This window comes from Acetobacter sp. DmW_043 (assembly GCF_002153485.1).
In the GTDB taxonomy this organism is placed as follows: domain Bacteria; phylum Pseudomonadota; class Alphaproteobacteria; order Acetobacterales; family Acetobacteraceae; genus Acetobacter; species Acetobacter thailandicus.
The window spans coordinates 82,421-99,355 of the sequence record NZ_JOMN01000014.1 but is presented as its reverse complement, the minus strand read 5'-3'; the positions used below and the strand labels follow the sequence as shown (position 1 = coordinate 99,355).

At 53.0% G+C, this 16,935-nt stretch carries 15 protein-coding genes and 2 tRNA genes; 8 read left to right on the top strand and 9 right to left on the bottom strand.

Annotation, left to right across the window (positions count from 1 at the left end; genetic code table 11):
* The 3 genes from HK11_RS05375 to HK11_RS05365 all read right to left on the bottom strand — a co-directional run.
* A partial coding sequence (locus tag HK11_RS05375; RefSeq protein ID WP_143216351.1) for an amidohydrolase family protein occupies positions 1 to 814 on the bottom strand: 814 nt, incomplete at its 3' end.
* Between the two features lie 42 nt (positions 815 to 856).
* Entirely contained in the window at positions 857 to 2,254 is a 1,398-nt protein-coding gene (gene gorA, locus HK11_RS05370) for a glutathione-disulfide reductase (RefSeq protein ID WP_086554316.1), read from the bottom strand.
* 49 nt (positions 2,255 to 2,303) lie between these two features.
* Positions 2,304 to 3,218 carry a ferredoxin--NADP reductase gene (locus HK11_RS05365; RefSeq protein ID WP_369822918.1) on the bottom strand — a complete coding sequence of 305 codons (915 nt, stop codon included), beginning with the start codon at positions 3,216 to 3,218 and terminating at the stop codon, positions 2,304 to 2,306.
* A 298-nt stretch (positions 3,219 to 3,516) separates the two neighbouring features.
* On the opposite strand from HK11_RS05365, the gene HK11_RS05360 reads away from it, so the two are divergent.
* A complete protein-coding gene (locus HK11_RS05360; protein WP_086554315.1) occupies positions 3,517 to 5,916 on the top strand; it encodes a helicase-related protein in 2,400 nt (799 codons plus the stop codon).
* Here HK11_RS05360 and HK11_RS05355 read toward each other — a convergent pair.
* Positions 5,897 to 6,847 (bottom strand): SDR family oxidoreductase, encoded by a 951-nt coding sequence (locus tag HK11_RS05355; RefSeq protein WP_086554314.1) that lies wholly within the window; start codon positions 6,845 to 6,847, stop codon positions 5,897 to 5,899. The genes HK11_RS05360 and HK11_RS05355 overlap by 20 nt on opposite strands.
* Positions 6,844 to 7,506 (bottom strand): DedA family protein, encoded by a 663-nt coding sequence (locus HK11_RS05350; protein ID WP_086554313.1) that lies wholly within the window; start codon positions 7,504 to 7,506, stop codon positions 6,844 to 6,846. The genes HK11_RS05355 and HK11_RS05350 overlap by 4 nt, the downstream gene beginning before the upstream one ends.
* Positions 7,507 to 7,681: 175 nt before the next feature.
* Between HK11_RS05350 and HK11_RS05345 the strand changes: the two genes are divergently transcribed.
* Complete coding sequence (locus HK11_RS05345) at positions 7,682 to 9,673, top strand: prolyl oligopeptidase family serine peptidase (RefSeq protein ID WP_086554312.1); 1,992 nt, start codon at positions 7,682 to 7,684, stop codon at positions 9,671 to 9,673.
* Between the two features lie 97 nt (positions 9,674 to 9,770).
* Here HK11_RS05345 and nusG read toward each other — a convergent pair whose 3' ends face one another.
* The 3 genes from nusG to HK11_RS05330 form a co-directional block, all read right to left on the bottom strand.
* A complete protein-coding gene (gene nusG / locus HK11_RS05340) occupies positions 9,771 to 10,301 on the bottom strand; it encodes a transcription termination/antitermination protein NusG (protein ID WP_086554311.1) in 531 nt (176 codons plus the stop codon).
* A 9-nt stretch (positions 10,302 to 10,310) separates the two neighbouring features.
* Positions 10,311 to 10,505, bottom strand: a complete 195-nt coding sequence (gene secE / locus HK11_RS05335) for a preprotein translocase subunit SecE (protein ID WP_086554310.1) — start codon at positions 10,503 to 10,505, stop codon at positions 10,311 to 10,313.
* 127 nt (positions 10,506 to 10,632) lie between these two features.
* Positions 10,633 to 10,709: transfer RNA gene (locus HK11_RS05330), tRNA-Trp, on the bottom strand.
* 224 nt (positions 10,710 to 10,933) lie between these two features.
* Here HK11_RS05330 and HK11_RS05325 point away from each other — a divergent pair.
* From HK11_RS05325 to atpC, 6 genes are all read left to right on the top strand, one after another.
* A tRNA-Gly gene (locus HK11_RS05325) sits at positions 10,934 to 11,007 on the top strand.
* Between the two features lie 299 nt (positions 11,008 to 11,306).
* Entirely contained in the window at positions 11,307 to 11,927 is a 621-nt protein-coding gene (locus tag HK11_RS05320) for a F0F1 ATP synthase subunit delta (protein ID WP_086554309.1), read from the top strand.
* Positions 11,927 to 13,462, top strand: a complete 1,536-nt coding sequence (atpA, locus tag HK11_RS05315) for a F0F1 ATP synthase subunit alpha (RefSeq protein WP_086554308.1) — start codon at positions 11,927 to 11,929, stop codon at positions 13,460 to 13,462. Before HK11_RS05320 ends, atpA begins: the two co-directional genes overlap by 1 nt.
* Before the next feature lie 13 nt (positions 13,463 to 13,475).
* The gene (locus HK11_RS05310) at positions 13,476 to 14,363 is read left to right on the top strand and encodes a F0F1 ATP synthase subunit gamma (RefSeq protein ID WP_086554307.1); all 888 of its coding nucleotides are present in this window, start codon (positions 13,476 to 13,478) and stop codon (positions 14,361 to 14,363) included.
* 32 nt (positions 14,364 to 14,395) lie between these two features.
* Positions 14,396 to 15,868: a F0F1 ATP synthase subunit beta gene (gene atpD, locus HK11_RS05305; protein ID WP_086554306.1), complete on the top strand. Its 1,473-nt coding sequence runs from the start codon at positions 14,396 to 14,398 to the stop codon at positions 15,866 to 15,868.
* A gap of 27 nt (positions 15,869 to 15,895) precedes the next feature.
* A complete protein-coding gene (gene atpC, locus HK11_RS05300) occupies positions 15,896 to 16,309 on the top strand; it encodes an ATP synthase F1 subunit epsilon (RefSeq protein ID WP_086554305.1) in 414 nt (137 codons plus the stop codon).
* A gap of 70 nt (positions 16,310 to 16,379) precedes the next feature.
* Here atpC and queF read toward each other — a convergent pair whose 3' ends face one another.
* Positions 16,380 to 16,850, bottom strand: coding sequence for a preQ(1) synthase (gene queF / locus HK11_RS05295; RefSeq protein ID WP_086554304.1), 471 nt, complete (start codon positions 16,848 to 16,850; stop codon positions 16,380 to 16,382).
* Between the last annotated feature and the right edge of the window lie 85 nt (positions 16,851 to 16,935).

Below are 16,935 nucleotides of genomic sequence, written 5' to 3'. Positions count from 1 at the left end.
TTTCTTCCCCCGCCAGTGTCAGATGCTGAGGGGTAAGCTCACAGCTGGCAATGTCGCGATGCTGCGAAATCAGTTCCAGCTCCTGCGGGGTGGTAACATGCAGAATATGAACTCTGCGGCCTGTCTTACGTGCCAGACGCAAAGCACGGGTTGTGGCGCGTAATGCGGTTTCATCATCACGCCAGACAGGGTGAGAGGACGGATCACCTGAGACACGAATATCGAGTCGTTCTTTCAGGCGTTCCTCATCTTCAGCATGAATAGCAATGCGACGTGAGCCAGAACGCATGATCCGCTCAAGAATGCTGTCATCTGACACCAGCAGGTTGCCGGTTGATGACCCCATGAAGATTTTAATGCCTGCTGTGCCGGGTAATTTTTCAAGCTCACCACACAGATCAGCATTATCTGTCGTAGCCCCGACATAAAAAGCATGCTCACACCACATCCGTTCACGCGCGCGGCTGAGTTTGTCAGCAATGGCTTCAGGGGTTGAGGTGGTGGGTTTTGTGTTGGGCATTTCAAAAACGCCGGTAACTCCGCCGAGCACAGCAGCACGGCTGCCAGATTCGAGGTCTTCATTCTCGGTCGCACCGGGCTCACGAAAATGTACCTGGGTATCAATGACACCGGGTAAAACGGTCAGACCTGTGCAGTCCTGCACACGGGCAGCTTTGCCCTGGCCACCAATACGGGCGATACGGCCATTTTTGACATAGATGTCGGTGATAACTGTGGCATCGGGCAGCACAACGCTGCCACCTTTGAGCACCAGATCATAGGTGTCGTCAGAATGACTATGAGAGAGAGGCATGCTGCTGCTCCTGAAAAAAAGAAAAAGGGTGGGCAGAATAACTCAGGGTGTGTGTGGTGTTTCACGCGTGCGGGTGCGCATGGTTACCAGCTCTTCTGCCGAGGTCGGGTGGATGCCAACCGTGCGGTCAAAATCGATCTTTTTCAGGCCTGCAGTTACAGCAACGGCAAAGCCCTGCATAATTTCAGCAGCATCATCGCCCAGCATATGCACGCCGACCACCTTCTGGCTGGCCTGATCAACCACCAGTTTCATAACGGTTTTCTGTTCTCTGCGTCCGCTCAGCGTGTGGCGCATGGGGGTAAAACGCGAGAGATAAATATCAACTGCACCATTGCGTGCGGCTTCTTCCTCACTCAGTCCGACAGAACCCAGAGGAGGGGTGAAGAACACAGCCTTAGGGGTGGTGTCGATTGACCATGTACGGGCCGGGTCTTTGCCAAACAGCCTGTCGGCCAGATTGTGCCCCTCAGCAATGGCAACGGGTGTAAGGTTAATGCGGTCAGTCACATCGCCAATGGCATAAATACCAGGCTGAGAGGTCTCCTGCGTATCATCGACAATAATACGACCGCTTTTTTCTGTTTTAACGCCGGCTTTCTCCAGCCCCAGATTACCAACTTTAGGGCGTCGGCCGGTGGCAAACATCACGCAGTCTGCTTTGAGTGTTGTGCCATTATCCAGGGTTACGGCGTATCCGGTGCCGGTTCGTATGATTTCCTGCGGTGAGGCGGAGGGGTGTTGCTGAATCCCCTTTGCGTTAACCGCCTCTTTCACCGCCGTTCGCATATCCTGATCAAACCCGCGCAGCGGTTCAGGCTGACGGTAGACCAGGTCAACCTGTGACTCCAGGCCCGCAAAAATACCGGCAAATTCGAGGCCAATATAACCGCCACCGATGATAACGACGGATTCGGGTCTTTCTTTCAGGTAGAAAGCCTCGTCAGAGGTAATGGCCAGCTCAGCACCGGGAATGTCGGCTCTGACAGGTTCTGAGCCTGTTGCAATGATAATTTTTTTTGCGCTCACAGCCTGCGCCTTAGCGTCAGGGGCCAGGGCCGAAGGCATGATGCGCACAGTATGTGCATCTTCAAACTGGGCATGACCCGTAAACAGGGTAATGCCAGCCTTTTCGAGCATAGAGATATAGATACCGTTCAGACGTGTAATCTCTTTGTCTTTAGCGGCAATCAGTTTGCTCCAGTCGTGTGTGCCCCGGGTGTTTGACCACCCAAAGCCTGCGCTGTCGTCAACGAGTGCCCCATATTCGCTGGCCTGCACCATGAGCTTTTTGGGCACACAGCCCAGGTTAACGCATGTGCCACCCCAGTGGCGGCTTTCAACAACCGCCACACGGGCACCATGCCCTGCTGCTATGCGAGCACACCGCACACCGCCTGATCCGGCACCAATAACAAGAAGGTCAAAATCGTGGGGCATGGTGTGAGCTCCTTATGCAGCAGAGATGTAGCAGGGTAAAAACAGCTTATCAGCGTTCTGCGAACGCTTTTTCAACCACGTAAGAACCAGGGTTAGACATGTTGCCTTCGTCAAAGCCGCGTGCCTCAAGCAGGGCCTCGGTGTCAGCCAGCATTTCCGGTGACCCGCAGATCATGACGCGGTCATGCTCCGGGTCGATCTCAGGAATGTTGAGATCACGGAAGATCTGCCCGTTTTCGATCAGTGTTGTGATACGGTCGGTCACGGCAAAGTCTTCACGGGTTACAGCCGGATAGTAGAGCAGTTTGGCGGCGATATCTTCCCCGAGGAACTCATGCTGTGGCAGCTCGTGGCGAATGTGGTTGGCATAGGCCAGCTCGCCTGACACGCGCACGGTGTGGGTCAGAATAACGCGGTCAAATTTTTCATAGCAGGCTGGGTCCTTGATCAGGCTCATGAAAGGAGCGAGGCCCGTGCCGGTTGAAAGGAAATACAGGTTGCGGCCAGGGCGCAGGTTATCAAGAATAAGCGTGCCTGTTGGTTTGCGGCCAACCAGAACAGTATCGCCCACTTTAACGTGACGCAGGCGTGATGTCAGAGGACCATCTTCAACCGCGATGGAGAGGAACTCAAGTTCGTCTTCATAGTTAGGAGAAGCCAGAGAGTAAGCACGCAGCAGTGGCTTGCCGTTGAGTTCCATCCCGATCATGGCGAACTGACCATTTTCAAAACGCAGGCCCGGGTCACGTGTCGTGGTGAAGCTGAACAGCCGCTCTGTCCAGTGATGAACGGTCAGAACTTTTGCAGGGTAGAGATGCGCATATTCTTTGGTCGGTGGTGCAAGGTGCCACATGCCTTCGTGACCTTCGACGGGCAGCACGCCATCAGGCACTTCAGAGGCAGAGAATTTCGGCAGGGCATCAAAAGAAGGTCCGCTCAGTGTTTCTGATGAGGTGACAGACATGGCCGCTTTATACTCCGTTTATACAGATCAAAGAAAAAGCCCGGTTACCTGGTCTGTGCGTTCTGGCCAGTTACGCCCGAATGACACAGGAGCTTTAATCCGGGGGCGTATTTTTCCGGTGCTGGCGGCGTTTTTAAGGGCAGAGGCGGGTTTCTGCCAGTCCTAAAGTGTAATTTCTCCGTTGCGTGTGCGTTATGTGGCCCCAGAGATGCATTTTTATATGAAGTTTTTTCGAAAAAAGAGCCTGCATGAGCTCAGGGGCATTGTTCCTCACGTCAGGATGACGCATGAGTGATCTATGACATCAGAACAGTATGCGTCCCCCGCCCGAGAGGCTTTTGTCCAGGTTATGTCCCGCACAGGGCTGTCTGTTGAGGCCCGTGAAGAACCTGAAATTCTGCGTCGCGTTGCCAGGGCTCTTGAGCCCGGTGCCCGTGATATTTCTGATGAAGCTTTTCGCTCGATTCTGTGTGTTGTCAGACGTAAAAAGCGTATCTCCCGTCTGATCGATCTGACACGTCGCAGTGGTCGTATCTGGGTCACCCGTGATGAGATAGAAGAAGCTGTCAGTACACTGACAGACCCTGATGCCGACGATGCAGCCCTTGAGCGGGCATTAGCTCCGGTGGCTGAGGCGCGCCTGCGTGCTTATGCCAGCACACCGCGTAAGGCATTTGATGCGATTCAGGCTGACCTGCTTGATACCGGGCGGGTATTATCACCTGGTCAGGTTGACCTGCTGCTGCTGGCTGTTGCTGTTGCGTTTGGTCTGCCTGACGGCGATCCATTTCTTGAAACGGTACGCCGTGAAGAAACTCAGAGGCAGAAGGCAGCTCATGCCATTGAGCGCACTGCTCAGGAAAGACGTCAGAGCGAAGAGCAGCGTCTTGCTGAGTGGGAGGCAAGTCTTGTCTCTTTTAAAGACGTGCCACGTCTGCTGCGGTGTTCGCATAAAGAGGCTTTGCGCTGGATTGCTGAGAATCGTCTGCCGGTTGCGCGTAAGGTCAGCGAATCGGGCGGGCGTGAGCGGTGGGAGTTTGATCCTGCTGAGCTGATTGTCCTGCGTGATAAGCTGAGTGAGTGGCGTGACCAGGGTTCTCCTGTTGCCGGCAGCCCCAGAGTGCAGCCTGATATGGGCCGTAAGGTTGCCAACTCGGTGATTGCCCGCGTGGCGGCTCTGGACCGCTATGCCGCGCATTTTCGTACAGCCCGCTCGCTTAACCGGCGTATTACGCTGGTGACCGGCCCTACGAACAGCGGGAAGTCATACACTGCACTGAACGCGTTGGCTCAGGCTGAAAGCGGCCTTGCTCTGGCACCGCTGCGCCTGCTGGCACATGAGTTCCGCGAGGCTCTGGCATCACGCGGTGTAGAGGCTTCTCTGGCAACGGGGGAGGAGCGTATTGTTGTGCCGGGGAGTCGTCACCTGGCCGCAACGGTTGAGATGTGCCCTTTTCATAATCCGGTCGATGTGGCTGTGATTGATGAAGCACAGATGTTATTTGACACAGACCGTGGTGCGGCATGGACAGCTGCGATTATGGGTGCACCTGCCCGCCATTTATATGTGCTTGGTGCGCCTGACTGTATTCCTATGGTGCGTCGTATTGCCGAGCTGTGTGGTGATCCGCTGGATGAAATTACGCTTGAGCGTAAAAGCCCGCTGCACCCCTCCGGCCACCCGGTCAGGCTGGCTGATCTTGTGGCTGGTGATGCCCTTATTGCTTTCTCGCGTCGTGAGGTGCTTGATCTGCGGGCTGCGCTTATGCAGCATGGTCGTCGGGTTGCTGTAGTTTATGGTGCACTCAGCCCTGAAGTGCGTCGTGCTGAGGCACAGCGTTTTAATTCGGGCGGTGCAGATATTCTGGTTGCCACTGATGCTATTGGCATGGGGCTTAATCTTTCTATCAAACGCGTTATTTTTGCGGCTCTGAAGAAATTTGATGGTAGCCAGACCCGTGACCTGCGTGTGCAGGAAGTCAAGCAGATTGGTGGCCGTGCCGGGCGTTATGGTAAACATGAAGTGGGTGAGGTGGCCGTGCTGGCCGGTGCTGGTAGCCCGGCTTTTTTGCGTCGTCAGCTTGAAGCCGGCGCAGAGCTTCCTGATGATTTACGCCCTTATGTGCAGCCTGATGCAGATATTATTAAGGCTGTGGCGGCTGAAATTGGTTCAGACAGCCTTTACGGTGTGCTGGCTCGTATTCATCGGGCTGTATTGCGTAAAGATGACCCGAATTATCGTCTGGCAGATATGGAGCAGGCTTTTGCGATTGCTTCAGCCCTTGAGGGGGTGGAAGGGCTCGACCTGGTAACGCGCTGGTCTTATGCCATGTGCCCGGTTGATGACCGTGATAATGGTATTAAGCGCCTTATTGGCTGGGCTGCTGACCATGCTGCCGGGCGGCGTGTGCATCCTCCTGGCACGGGGCATCTGGTTCCGGGTGAGCGCGCCGGGCGTGAAGAGCTTGAGCGTGCAGAAAAACGTCATAAAAGGCTTGTGGCCTGGCGGTGGCTGGCGTTGCGCTTCCCTGATTTTTATCCTGAACGGGAAGAGGCCGAGGAAACGACACGGAAACTGAATGATTGGATTGAAACTGTGCTGCGCCAGCACAGTCATACCCGCACAGCCAGTAGCCGTGAGCGTCGCGGGCCGCCAAAAGATGGCGGCCGTAAAAAAATTACCATGCCACGCCGGTAAGGCGCTCGGAAACATCCCACAGCCGTTCAGCTGTACTGGTTTTGCGTGCTTCGGCCGGCACGCGGGCTGGCCCTGGCTGGCCGCGTCGCTCCTGAGAGCCCTGCGGGCCATAATAATCACCATCGCAGGCATCGGGAGAGAGGGCGGCATAAAGCGAGGCCTCGGCACCGCGTGCGGCTGACTGCCCCATAAGGCGAAGCACAGCACCACCGGCAGTGCGTTGCAGTATACTCAGAGCCGGGGGCGTAGAAGCTGCCGGACCATTGGCAATGATTGAAGTTGAAGACCAGCCCGGATGTGCTGCGCGGGAATGCAGTGCCCAGCCTGCCTCTCCGGCTTTGCGGGCAAGTTCGCGGGCAAACAGCAGGTTTGCCAGCTTACTTTGCTGATAGGCTGTGAATGGGCTGTAGTGATGACGAAACTGCAGGTCATCAAAATGAATATGCGTTTTGTGAGCGGCCAGGCTGGCGACAGTTACAACGGTACCGCCTCCTCTGGCAGCCTGAAGCAGCGGGCGCAGGTGGCTTGTCAGAGCAAAATGCCCCAGATGGTTAGTTCCGAACTGCAGCTCAAATCCGTCCAGTGTTTCCTGCCTGCGCGGGGGAGCCATGACACCGGCATTATTAATTAAAAAATCGAGCTGCTCAGTGTGGTTAAACACAGAATCAGCACAGGCTTTGACAGAAGCGAGAGACGCAAGGTCAAGCTGTAATAGCTGTGCCTGAACACCAGGACAACGCTGAGATAAAGCTTTAAGAGCCTCTTCCCCTTTTGCTGGGTTGCGTACCGGCAGCAGGAGTTTTGCTCCTCTTTTTGCCAGGCCACAGGCTGTTTCAAACCCGAGACCACTGTTGCCCCCTGTGACCAGCGCAACGCGCCCGCTCAGAGAAGGCTGTCTGGAGGTGACAGACCATTTATGCCAGACACTCATGCGGATGGAATCCGCAGATGTTCGTTTTGTTCAGCTGCTTTCAAGGCTTCCTCCGTCAGACGTTTTTCATTCTTCTTGAGAAACAGAAACGATGTGCCGATTACGATGACGGCACAACAGCCCGCAACAATAGCGAGAGGGCCGGAAAGTTTGAAAATTTCGTTACCCAGAAGATAAGTGCAAAGGGTGTATCCCCCTGCCCAGCATACGCCACCCAGCGCATTATACCAAAGAAAGGTATGCCATGGCATGTGATTGGCACCAGCCAGCAAAGCTACAAACATGCGCAGCACAGCAACAAAACGCCCAAGAAATACGACCGGGCCGCCATACTGAAAAAATACGTAACGCCCCAGCAAAAGCCGCTCTGAGGTCAGACCGATTTTCGGGCCGTGTTTTTGTAAAAGTTTCAGCCCAAGCCGGCGGCCAATCAGATAACCAAAATTGTCACCCATAATGGCGCCGGTGACTCCTGCAATCATGACACCGGCTATGCTGAGTTTATGTGTGGTTGCACAAAACAGAGCTGAACCAATCAGCAGAGTTTCTGCCGGTAAAGGTAACCCCATGCTTTCAAGCATGACAACGACGCCAATTGCACCATAGCCATACTGTAACAAAAGGCTGCTCAGATGTTCAGCAGAGAAAAAAGAGTGCAGAGAGTGTAACAGGGTCTGAGGTCCGTTATTATTTGTTAATATAAGGTGAGGTAGCAGGAACTGTTTTGCTGGCTGAGTGTCAAGCCTGAGCGTAAGAAAGAGTACGTTTCCTTATGAAATACGGTGCCCGGCTGTGATAAATTAAGCAGATTTTTGTATCATGAGAGGAGACGGAATGTCTGATTTACCGAAAGCCCTGCTTAAAAAGGCACATCAGAAACCTTTGCCGTGTGGCACATGGCCCTCTCCGGTTACGGTAGATCTGGTTGCTGGCAAGGCTCTGGCACTGTCAGAGGTTAGTGTCGATGGCACTTCAGTTTACTGGCTTGAGCGTCGTCCTTCAGAAAAAGGACGAACAGTTCTGTGCTGCTGGCAGGATGAGCAGGGTATTTCAGATGCACTGGGTGCTTCTTATGATGTTGGCACGCGTGTTCATGAATATGGTGGCGCACCCTATGCCGTGTGTAAGGGTGTTATTGCTTTCTCTGAAAAGCGCACAGACTTTCTCTGGTTACAGCCCGCTGGGTGTGTTGGTGAAGCGATATGCCTGAGTCGTTGTGACGGGCTGCGTTATGCTGACCTGCGCTTCTCGTCTGATGGTACAGTGTTGTTTGCTGTCAGAGAAGATCATCGCGCTGAGGGTGAGCCAAAGGCAGCCCTGGTTGCTTTCTCTGTCCCTGATAACTTTACTCCTGACAGCGCTCCTCCGGTTGAGGTTGTGCTGCGGGAAGGGCCTGATTTTCTTTCATCGCCTTCTCTTTCACCTGATGGACGTTTTCTCGTCTGGATTGAGTGGCACCACCCCGATATGCCCTGGGATGCAACGCAACTTTGTTATGCAAGCCTGCTGCGTGATGAAAATGGATATGTGACAGGGTTAGGTGACGAAAAAATCCTGGCAGGAAATGGTGCCCCCGAGTCGCTTCTTGAACCGTGCTGGACAAAAGATGGCCGCTTATACGTTCTTTCTGACAGAGAGGGTGCCTGGACTTTATGGGAGGCAGAAACCCGAGTCGCACAAACATTACTGACCAGATGCCCGGTGCCTGAGGGGGAGATTGGTCAGCCTGCCTGGGTATTTGGCCAGCGTAGCTACCAGCTTCTGCCTGATGGAGGGGTTCTCGCTCTGGTAGTGCAGAACGGGAGTTCACGCTGTGTTTTCATAGCTCCTGATGGTCAGAGCAGGACTGTCAGTGCGTCACCCGAGCAGTGCCCGTTAATGCTGAGTGACGGACGATATGCCTGGCTTGAGGTGGCTTCTGACGCATTGCCGGCTGTAGTTGTGGGTACTATTGCTAAGGGAGTACAGCACAGGCTACGGTGTGCGGCGTCACTTACTCTGGCACCCGAAGATATTTCAGTCGCGCAAACAGTTCGTTTTCCGCTCGAAGCCGGTGGAGAGCCTGTGGGGCATGCATTTTTCTATCCTCCTGCCAGCAGCCAGGCCTCAGTGCCTGAAGGGGAGCGCCCACCTATGATTGTGCTTGTGCATGGCGGACCAACCGCCAGGGCGCAGGAGGGATTTTCTTTTAAAATTCAGTGGTGGACCTCACGCGGGTTTGCCGTGCTAGACGTGAATTATGGTGGATCAACCGGGTTTGGCCGCTCCTGGCGTGAACGCCTTAAGGGCGCATGGGGCGTAGTTGATGTGGCAGACTGCATTGCCGCATGTCAGTTTATGTGCACGACAGGCAAAATTGACCCGGATCGTATCAGTATTCGTGGTTCAAGCGCCGGGGGTATGACTGTGCTGGTGGCGCTGGCGACGTCATCATTGTTTGCCGGAGGAGTCAGCCTTTATGGTGTGACAGATTTACGGGCTCTGGCGGCAGAAACGCATAAATTTGAGGCACGCTATCTTGATGGTCTGATCGGTCCCTGGCCTGAAGCCGAATCGGCCTATATCGAGCGTTCACCGCTGACTGTAGCAGCAAAAATTCGTAGTCCCGTGCTGTTGTTGCAGGGAGCAGAGGATAAAGTAGTACCGCCCGCACAGGCTTATGCAATGGAAGCAGCACTGAAAGAAGCTGGTACACCCTGTTTTCTTCACGAGTTTCCGGGTGAGGGGCATGGTTTTCGTCAGGAGAGCACGCTGCGGATCGCTCTGGCTGAAGAAGTTGCTTTTTACGGGCGTATTTTTGGCTTCACCCCTCCCTCTCATTCCTGAGAGGGCAGGCCTTGTCAGCTATCAGGTGAGCATAAAAAAACCAGGAGGACAAAATGTCTTCCTGGTTTGAGAAACTGATAGAATGATCAGATCAGGTTCAGAGTTTTTCGACCTGATTATATTCCAGATCAACCGGTGTAAGGCGGCCAAAGATAGAAACACTGACCTTGAGGCGTGCTTTCTCTTCGTCGACTTCTTCAATAACACCATTGAAAGAAGTAAAGGGACCATCAGCAACGCGGATCTGCTCACCAACCTCAAAAGTGACAGCAGAGCGAGGGTGCTCAAGGCCTTCTTTGGTCTGGTTGATAATCCGTTCTGCTTCAGCGGCAGAGATAGGGGAAGGACGATTTCTGTTACCCAGAAAGCCTGTGACCTTTGGTGTATCCTTAACAAGATGCCAGGATTCGTCGGTCATTTCCATTTTAACGAGCACATAGCCAGGGAAGAACTTACGTTCTGCGCTTACTTTCTGACCACGACGCACTTCGATCACTTCTTCTGAAGGGACCAGAATTTCGTCAATATGGTCAGACAGGCCTTTTTGCTCAGCCTGCTCACGAATGTGCTCAGCTATTTTTCTTTCGAAGCCCGAATAGACGTGGACCACATACCAGCGTTTGGCCATGTCGCTTCCTCAGCCTCCCAGCCCGAATAATTGACGCATACCAAGACCAATCAGCTGATCCACGGCGAAAAAGAATAACGATGCCAGGCTGGCCATAGCCAGAACCGCACCTGTTGTAACCAGAGTAGCACGTCGTGTGGGCCAGGTAATCCGTTTGGCCTCGGCACGTACTTCACGCAGAAACTTACCGGGACTGACCGACACGTTACTTCCTCTCTTCACGTTATCCGGCCCGTTTCACAAACGGGAACAAAGCAGATAACCTAAAAACTGAACCTTTTGCACTGACCAAAGGCTGTCTCTGACAGATCAGCTTTCGTTCAGGACGAAATGGCAGGGGTGGAGGGTCTCGAACCCACAACCTCCGGTTTTGGAGACCGGCACTCTAGCCAATTGAGCTACACCCCTGCAAAATGGCCGCAACAAACGTGTCCGACCCCAGGTACTATAACCGCTAGCGGGTTATATGACCAGAGCCGTTAACGTCTGGCGGACGCCGGAAGAAAATATTTTCTCGACATAAAGTCAAGAGGAAAAATCACGCCAGCTGTTAATACATGCTATAACGGCAAAAAGAATGGTCAGGGGGTTGCTAAGAGATATATTTTGGGAGTATGGAGTGCTCTAGGAGCGCGGGCGTAGCATAGTGGTAATGCTGTAGCCTTCCAAGCTACCGAGGAGGGTTCGATTCCCTCCGTCCGCTCCAGAATCCTCAAAATTTAGCCGAATCCCATATCTGTTAAAAAATGGGTTTTTTAACGCCGCGGCTTTATTGTCGGGTTTTCTGCTGTTGTGTGTGGCTTTTAAGTTTGTTCTGCCCGCTGAGCCAGAGAAACAGAGCTTTTCAGGGGAAGCGGATACGTGATTTCGAGCGTGAAGCCTGCAAAAAGTGTAAGATCTGAGGGTTACGCTGGTTGCACGAGTTGGTGTCTCATGCTAGAGGCCGCGCCGATAGATGCTTGATGGTCTGAATCATCAGGCCCGAAAGTGGAGTCATAACGTGAAATGCCGGCGCGCAGAGATGGAAAGAACCCCCAGGACGTGGTGACCTCAGGCGTAACGACAGAACACTCTCCTGCTTATGTTGCAACCGGCCCGGAAGGCCGCTACGCAACAGCGCTTTATAAGCTTGCAGAAGAGCAGAAGCAGCTTGATACAGTGCTCGATGAGGCTGACGCTCTTGCGCGCCTTATTGATGAGAGCGCGCCGCTGCGCACGGTTTTGTCTGACACAAGGCTGGATACAGCCGTTCAGAAAAAAGCTATTTTCGCTGTTCTTGCCAGCCAGGGGTTTGGCGAGACAATCAGGAATTTTGCAGGCGTGGTTACGACGAATCGTCGTCTTCCGATTCTGCGCCGCATTCTTGAGGTATTTAGTGAGCTGGCAGCCGCACGTCGCGGTGAGAGCGTGGCTGAAGTTGTTTCAGCTCAGGCTCTGACCGACGCGCAGCGTGATCAGCTTAAACTCAGTCTGGCGCAAGCCGGTTACGCCCAGGTGGTGGTGCGTGAAAGTGTTGACCCCTCTCTGCTCGGCGGTCTCGTCGTGCGTGTGGGTGCAAGGCTTTACGATGCCAGTATTCAGACCCGCCTGTTCCATTTGCATTACGCCATGAAGGGAGCCGCGTGATGGAAATCCGTCCCGCAGAGATTTCGGATATCCTCAAGCAGCAGATCGCGTCATTTGACAAAGAATCTGAGGTTGTAGAAGCCGGTACAGTACTATCCGTAGGTGATGGTATTGCCCGTGTTTACGGCCTGCAGAATGTCATGGCCGGTGAGCTTGTTGAGTTTCCGTCCGTTGGCCAGAAAGGTATGGCCCTTAACCTTGAGAGCGACAGTGTTGGTGTCGTTATCTTCGGTGACTGCGTTGACATTCGCGAAGGTGATACGGTTACCCGCACAGGTAGCGTTGTCGAAGTGCCAACAGGTCGTTCGCTCCTTGGTCGCGTTGTTGATGGTCTTGGTAACCCGATTGACGGTAAAGGCCCGCTGGCTGACGTAGAAATGCGTCGTGCAGAGGTCAAAGCTCCTGGCATTATGCCACGTCAGTCTGTAAGCGAGCCAATGCAGACCGGTATTAAAGCTATTGACGCTCTGGTGCCGATTGGCCGTGGTCAGCGTGAGCTTGTTATTGGTGATCGTCAGACCGGTAAAACCACAATTCTTACTGATACCATTCTCGCTCAGAAAAGCGTTAATGATCTCGGTGATGACAAAAAATCTCTCTACTGCATTTATGTTGCTGTAGGTCAGAAACGCTCTACCGTTGCGCAGCTGGTTCGCCTTCTCGAAGAGAAAGGCGCGATGGAGTATTCTATCGTTGTGGCCGCAACGGCTTCTGATCCGGCTCCGTTGCAGTATCTCGCACCTTACGCAGCCTGTGCAATGGGTGAGTATTTCCGTGATAACGGCATGCACGCACTGATCTGCTACGATGACCTGTCTAAGCAGGCCGTTGCTTATCGTCAGATGTCTCTGCTTCTGCGTCGTCCGCCAGGTCGTGAAGCTTATCCGGGTGACGTGTTCTATCTGCACTCACGTCTGCTTGAGCGCGCTGCAAAAATGGCTGACAGCCATGGCGGTGGTTCACTGACAGCTCTGCCGGTTATTGAAACTCAGGCTGGTGACGTTGCCGCTTATATTCCGACCAACGTAATTTCTATTACCGATGGTCAGATCTTCCTTGAAACCGACCTTTTCTACCGTGGTATCCGCCCGGCTGTGAACGTTGGTGGTTCTGTGTCTCGTGTTGGTTCTGCTGCACAGATCAAGGCAATGAAACAGGTTGCCGGTAAAATTAAACTGGAGCTGGCTCAGTATCGCGAAATGGCTGCCTTTTCGCAGTTTGCATCTGACCTTGATCCGATCACACAAAAACAGCTGTCACGTGGTGCGCGTCTGGTTGAGCTGCTTAAACAGCCTCAGTCTTCACCGCTGACAGTTGAAGAGCAGGTTGTTGTTCTGTTTGCCGGCACACGTGGCTTTATTGATGCAATTGACACCAAAAAAGTTGTGGAGTGGGAGCAGAGACTTCTTGTTGAACTGCAGAGCAGCGGAAAAGATATTCTGAATGCTATTCGCAACGATCGCCAGGTTTCAAAAGAAACTGAAGCTGGTCTGACAGAATATCTCACTGCCTTTAACCGTAACTTCAACGCCTGAGGCAGGAGGAGTTATGGCTTCCCTTAAGGAACTCCGCGCCAGAATCGGAAGTATCAAGTCTACGAAGAAGATCACGAGCGCTATGAAAATGGTGGCAGCTGCAAAGCTGCGCCGTGCTCAGGCCCGTGCTGAATCTGCCAGACCTTATGCTTCTGCTATGCGTCGTATGATGGCTGAACTGGCGGGAGCGACCGTCGGGGAAGAAGGTGGTCCATTACTGCTGACAGGAACAGGGAAGGATAAAATTCACCTTCTCGTTCCTTTGACCAGTGATCGTGGCCTGTGTGGTGGTTTTAACGCCAGCGTACATCGCCTGACAGAGCGGTTGATCCGCCGTCTTCAGTCTGAAGGTAAAACGGTTAAACTTCTGCCTGTTGGCCGTCGTGCGATCAGTTATTTCTCTCGTGAGTATTCTGATCTTATCGTTGATAAGATCATGGGTATTCCCGGAGATGTTCCGTTTTCTGTCGCTGAAGGCCTGGGCGTAAAAATCAACGCTCTGCTCGAAGCCGGCGAAATTGATGTCTGTGAACTCGTGTTCAACAAGTTCATCAATGCTATGTCACAGGTTCCACAAAAACAGCAGCTGGTGCCGCTGGTTGTGGAAGATGCTGCAGAGACATCGGCTGTCGCTGATGAGAACAAGGCGTTGTACGACTTTGAGCCGGATGAAGAAACTCTTCTGTTCCGGCTTCTCCCTAAAAACCTTCAGGTGCAGCTGTATGCTGCGCTGCTGGAGACAGCCGCAGGTGAGAACGGTGCCCGTATGACTGCGATGGATAATGCGACGCGTAACGCTGGTCGCTCTATCGACAGTCTGAGCCAGGTTTATAACCGGACCCGCCAGGCCAATATTACTAACGAACTGATTGAAATCATTTCGGGCGCACAGGCTGTCTGAGCCCGCTTATTTTGCCCCGCAGGAGCTGACCTATGTCGGATACTAAAACTCAGACCCAGGCCTCTGCCGCCAAGGAACACAGTGCTTCCGGCCGCGTTACCGAGATCAGAGGTCCTGTTGTTGACGTGCAGTTTGAAGGTGATCTGCCAAAGATCCTTGATGCCCTTCATGTTAAACTTGGCGATCAGACCCTTGTGCTCGAAGTTGCTCAGGAAATTGGTGAGCACGAAGTACGCTGCATCGCGATGGACACCACAGATGGCCTGGTACGTGGCGCAGAGGTGATCAACACAGGTGCGCAGATTTCTGTGCCTGTTGGTCCTGAAACGCTTGGCCGTATTCTGAACGTTACCGGTGAGCCAATTGACGAAAAAGGCCCGGTTAAAGCAACACGTCGCGCCCCTATTCATCGTGACGCGCCTTCTTTTGAAGAGCAGGCTGCTGCTTCTGAAATTCTGATGACCGGCATTAAGGTTGTTGACCTTCTCTGCCCGTACCTCAAAGGTGGTAAGGTTGGTCTGTTCGGTGGTGCCGGTGTTGGTAAAACCGTTATTATTCAGGAGCTGATCAACAACATTGCTAAGGCGCATGGTGGTGTGTCTGTATTTGCCGGTGTTGGTGAACGTACCCGTGAAGGTAACGACCTGTATTATGAAATGCAGGATGCCGGCGTTATCAAACTGGATGAAGAAAACAACACAGACGGCTCTAAAGTGGCTCTTGTGTTCGGTCAGATGAACGAACCACCAGGTGCCCGTGCCCGCGTTGCACTGACCGGCCTGACTCTTGCGGAATATTTCCGTGATGAAGAAAATCAGGACGTTCTGTTCTTCGTTGATAACATCTTCCGTTTCACACAGGCTGGTTCAGAGGTGTCTGCGCTTCTGGGTCGTATTCCGTCAGCTGTGGGTTACCAGCCAACTCTGGCAACAGAGATGGGTGCCCTGCAGGAACGTATTACATCGACCAAAAAAGGGTCGATTACATCCGTTCAGGCTGTTTATGTTCCTGCTGACGATCTTACCGATCCGGCTCCTGCAGCAACCTTTGCTCACCTTGATGCAACAACCGTTCTGAACCGTTCGATTGCTGAAATGGGCATCTACCCTGCTGTTGACCCGCTCGATTCGACATCGCGTTCTCTCGATCCTTCAATCGTAGGTGAAGAGCATTACGCTGTTGCCCGTGAAGTGCAGCGTATTCTGCAGACCTATAAATCTCTGCAGGATATCATTGCTATTCTGGGTATGGATGAGCTGTCAGAAGACGATAAACGTCTGGTTGCACGCGCCCGTCGTATTCAGCGCTTCCTGTCACAGCCTTTCCATGTGGCTGAAGTCTTTACAGGTGCTCCTGGTAAACTGGTTGCCGTTGCTGACACAGTTCGTTCGTTCAAAGCGATTTGTGCTGGTGAGTATGATCATCTTCCTGAAGCAGCTTTCTACATGGTTGGTACCATTGAGGAAGCTGTTGCTAAGGCTGAAAAACTGAAAGAATCGGTTTAATACCGGTTCTTCGAAAGGAGCGCACTCATGCCGGTCCAGCTGGATATCATCAGTCCTGAAAAAGTTCTGGTGTCGCGTGAAGTTGAGATGGCTGTCATCCCCGGTGCAGAGGGTGATATCGCAGCAATGCCAGAGCATGCTCCTGTCATGCTTTTGCTGCGCGGCGGTGTAGTTTCTCTTTATGAGAACGGTGTTGTGACAGATCGTTTTTTTGTCGAAGGCGGTTTTGCTGACATTACGGCTGACCGTTGCACTGTTCTGGCTGACAGGGCAGTCCCGGTTTCAGAGATTTCAGTGGATGAGGCAACAGCCCGTCTTGAAGAGCTGACAACATTGTGGGGCCGTTCTGATAAGCACGATGATCCACAGAGTATCGACGCCCTTCAGGCGCAGATTCTTTCAGCCCGTGCTGAAATTGATGCAGCTTCTGCTGCTCACTGAGGTCTGTCGTTCTGGTATTGTTAAAAAAAGCCACCGCAAGGTGGCTTTTTTTATAACTTCCTGAAAATATTTAGCCACGGCCGCGATAGGTCGGGACATTCTGTGAGGGAATCCACACGTCTTCAGGTGGGGTGCCGGTTTGCCAGAAAACATCAATGGGCATACCGCCGCGTGGGTACCAGTAGGCACCAATACGCAGCCATACAGGAGAAAGCAGGTCAACGAGAGTTGTTGCGATCTGAACAGAGCAGGCTTCGTGAAATGCACCATGATTACGAAAGCTGGTCAGAAAGAGCTTGAGTGATTTGCTTTCGACAATCCACTGCTCCGGCACATAGTCGATAACGATATGTGCAAAGTCAGGCTGCCCTGTTACGGGGCAAAGCGAAGTGAACTCAGGGGCCGTAAAGCGCACAAGATAGTTCTTGTCAGGGTGGGGTGCAGCAACACGTTCAAGCACAGCTTCCTCAGGGCTTGCCGCTGCCTGTATCTGCCGGCCTAACTGTGTCAGTGCTGAGTGATTTTCATCAGAGTTTGACATAACTGATTTCCTTTTTTGTTACTTCAGTCAGAAAGACGCATATTGCCTCTCTCTTTCACGTGATCGGGGAAAAATGAGAGGCTTA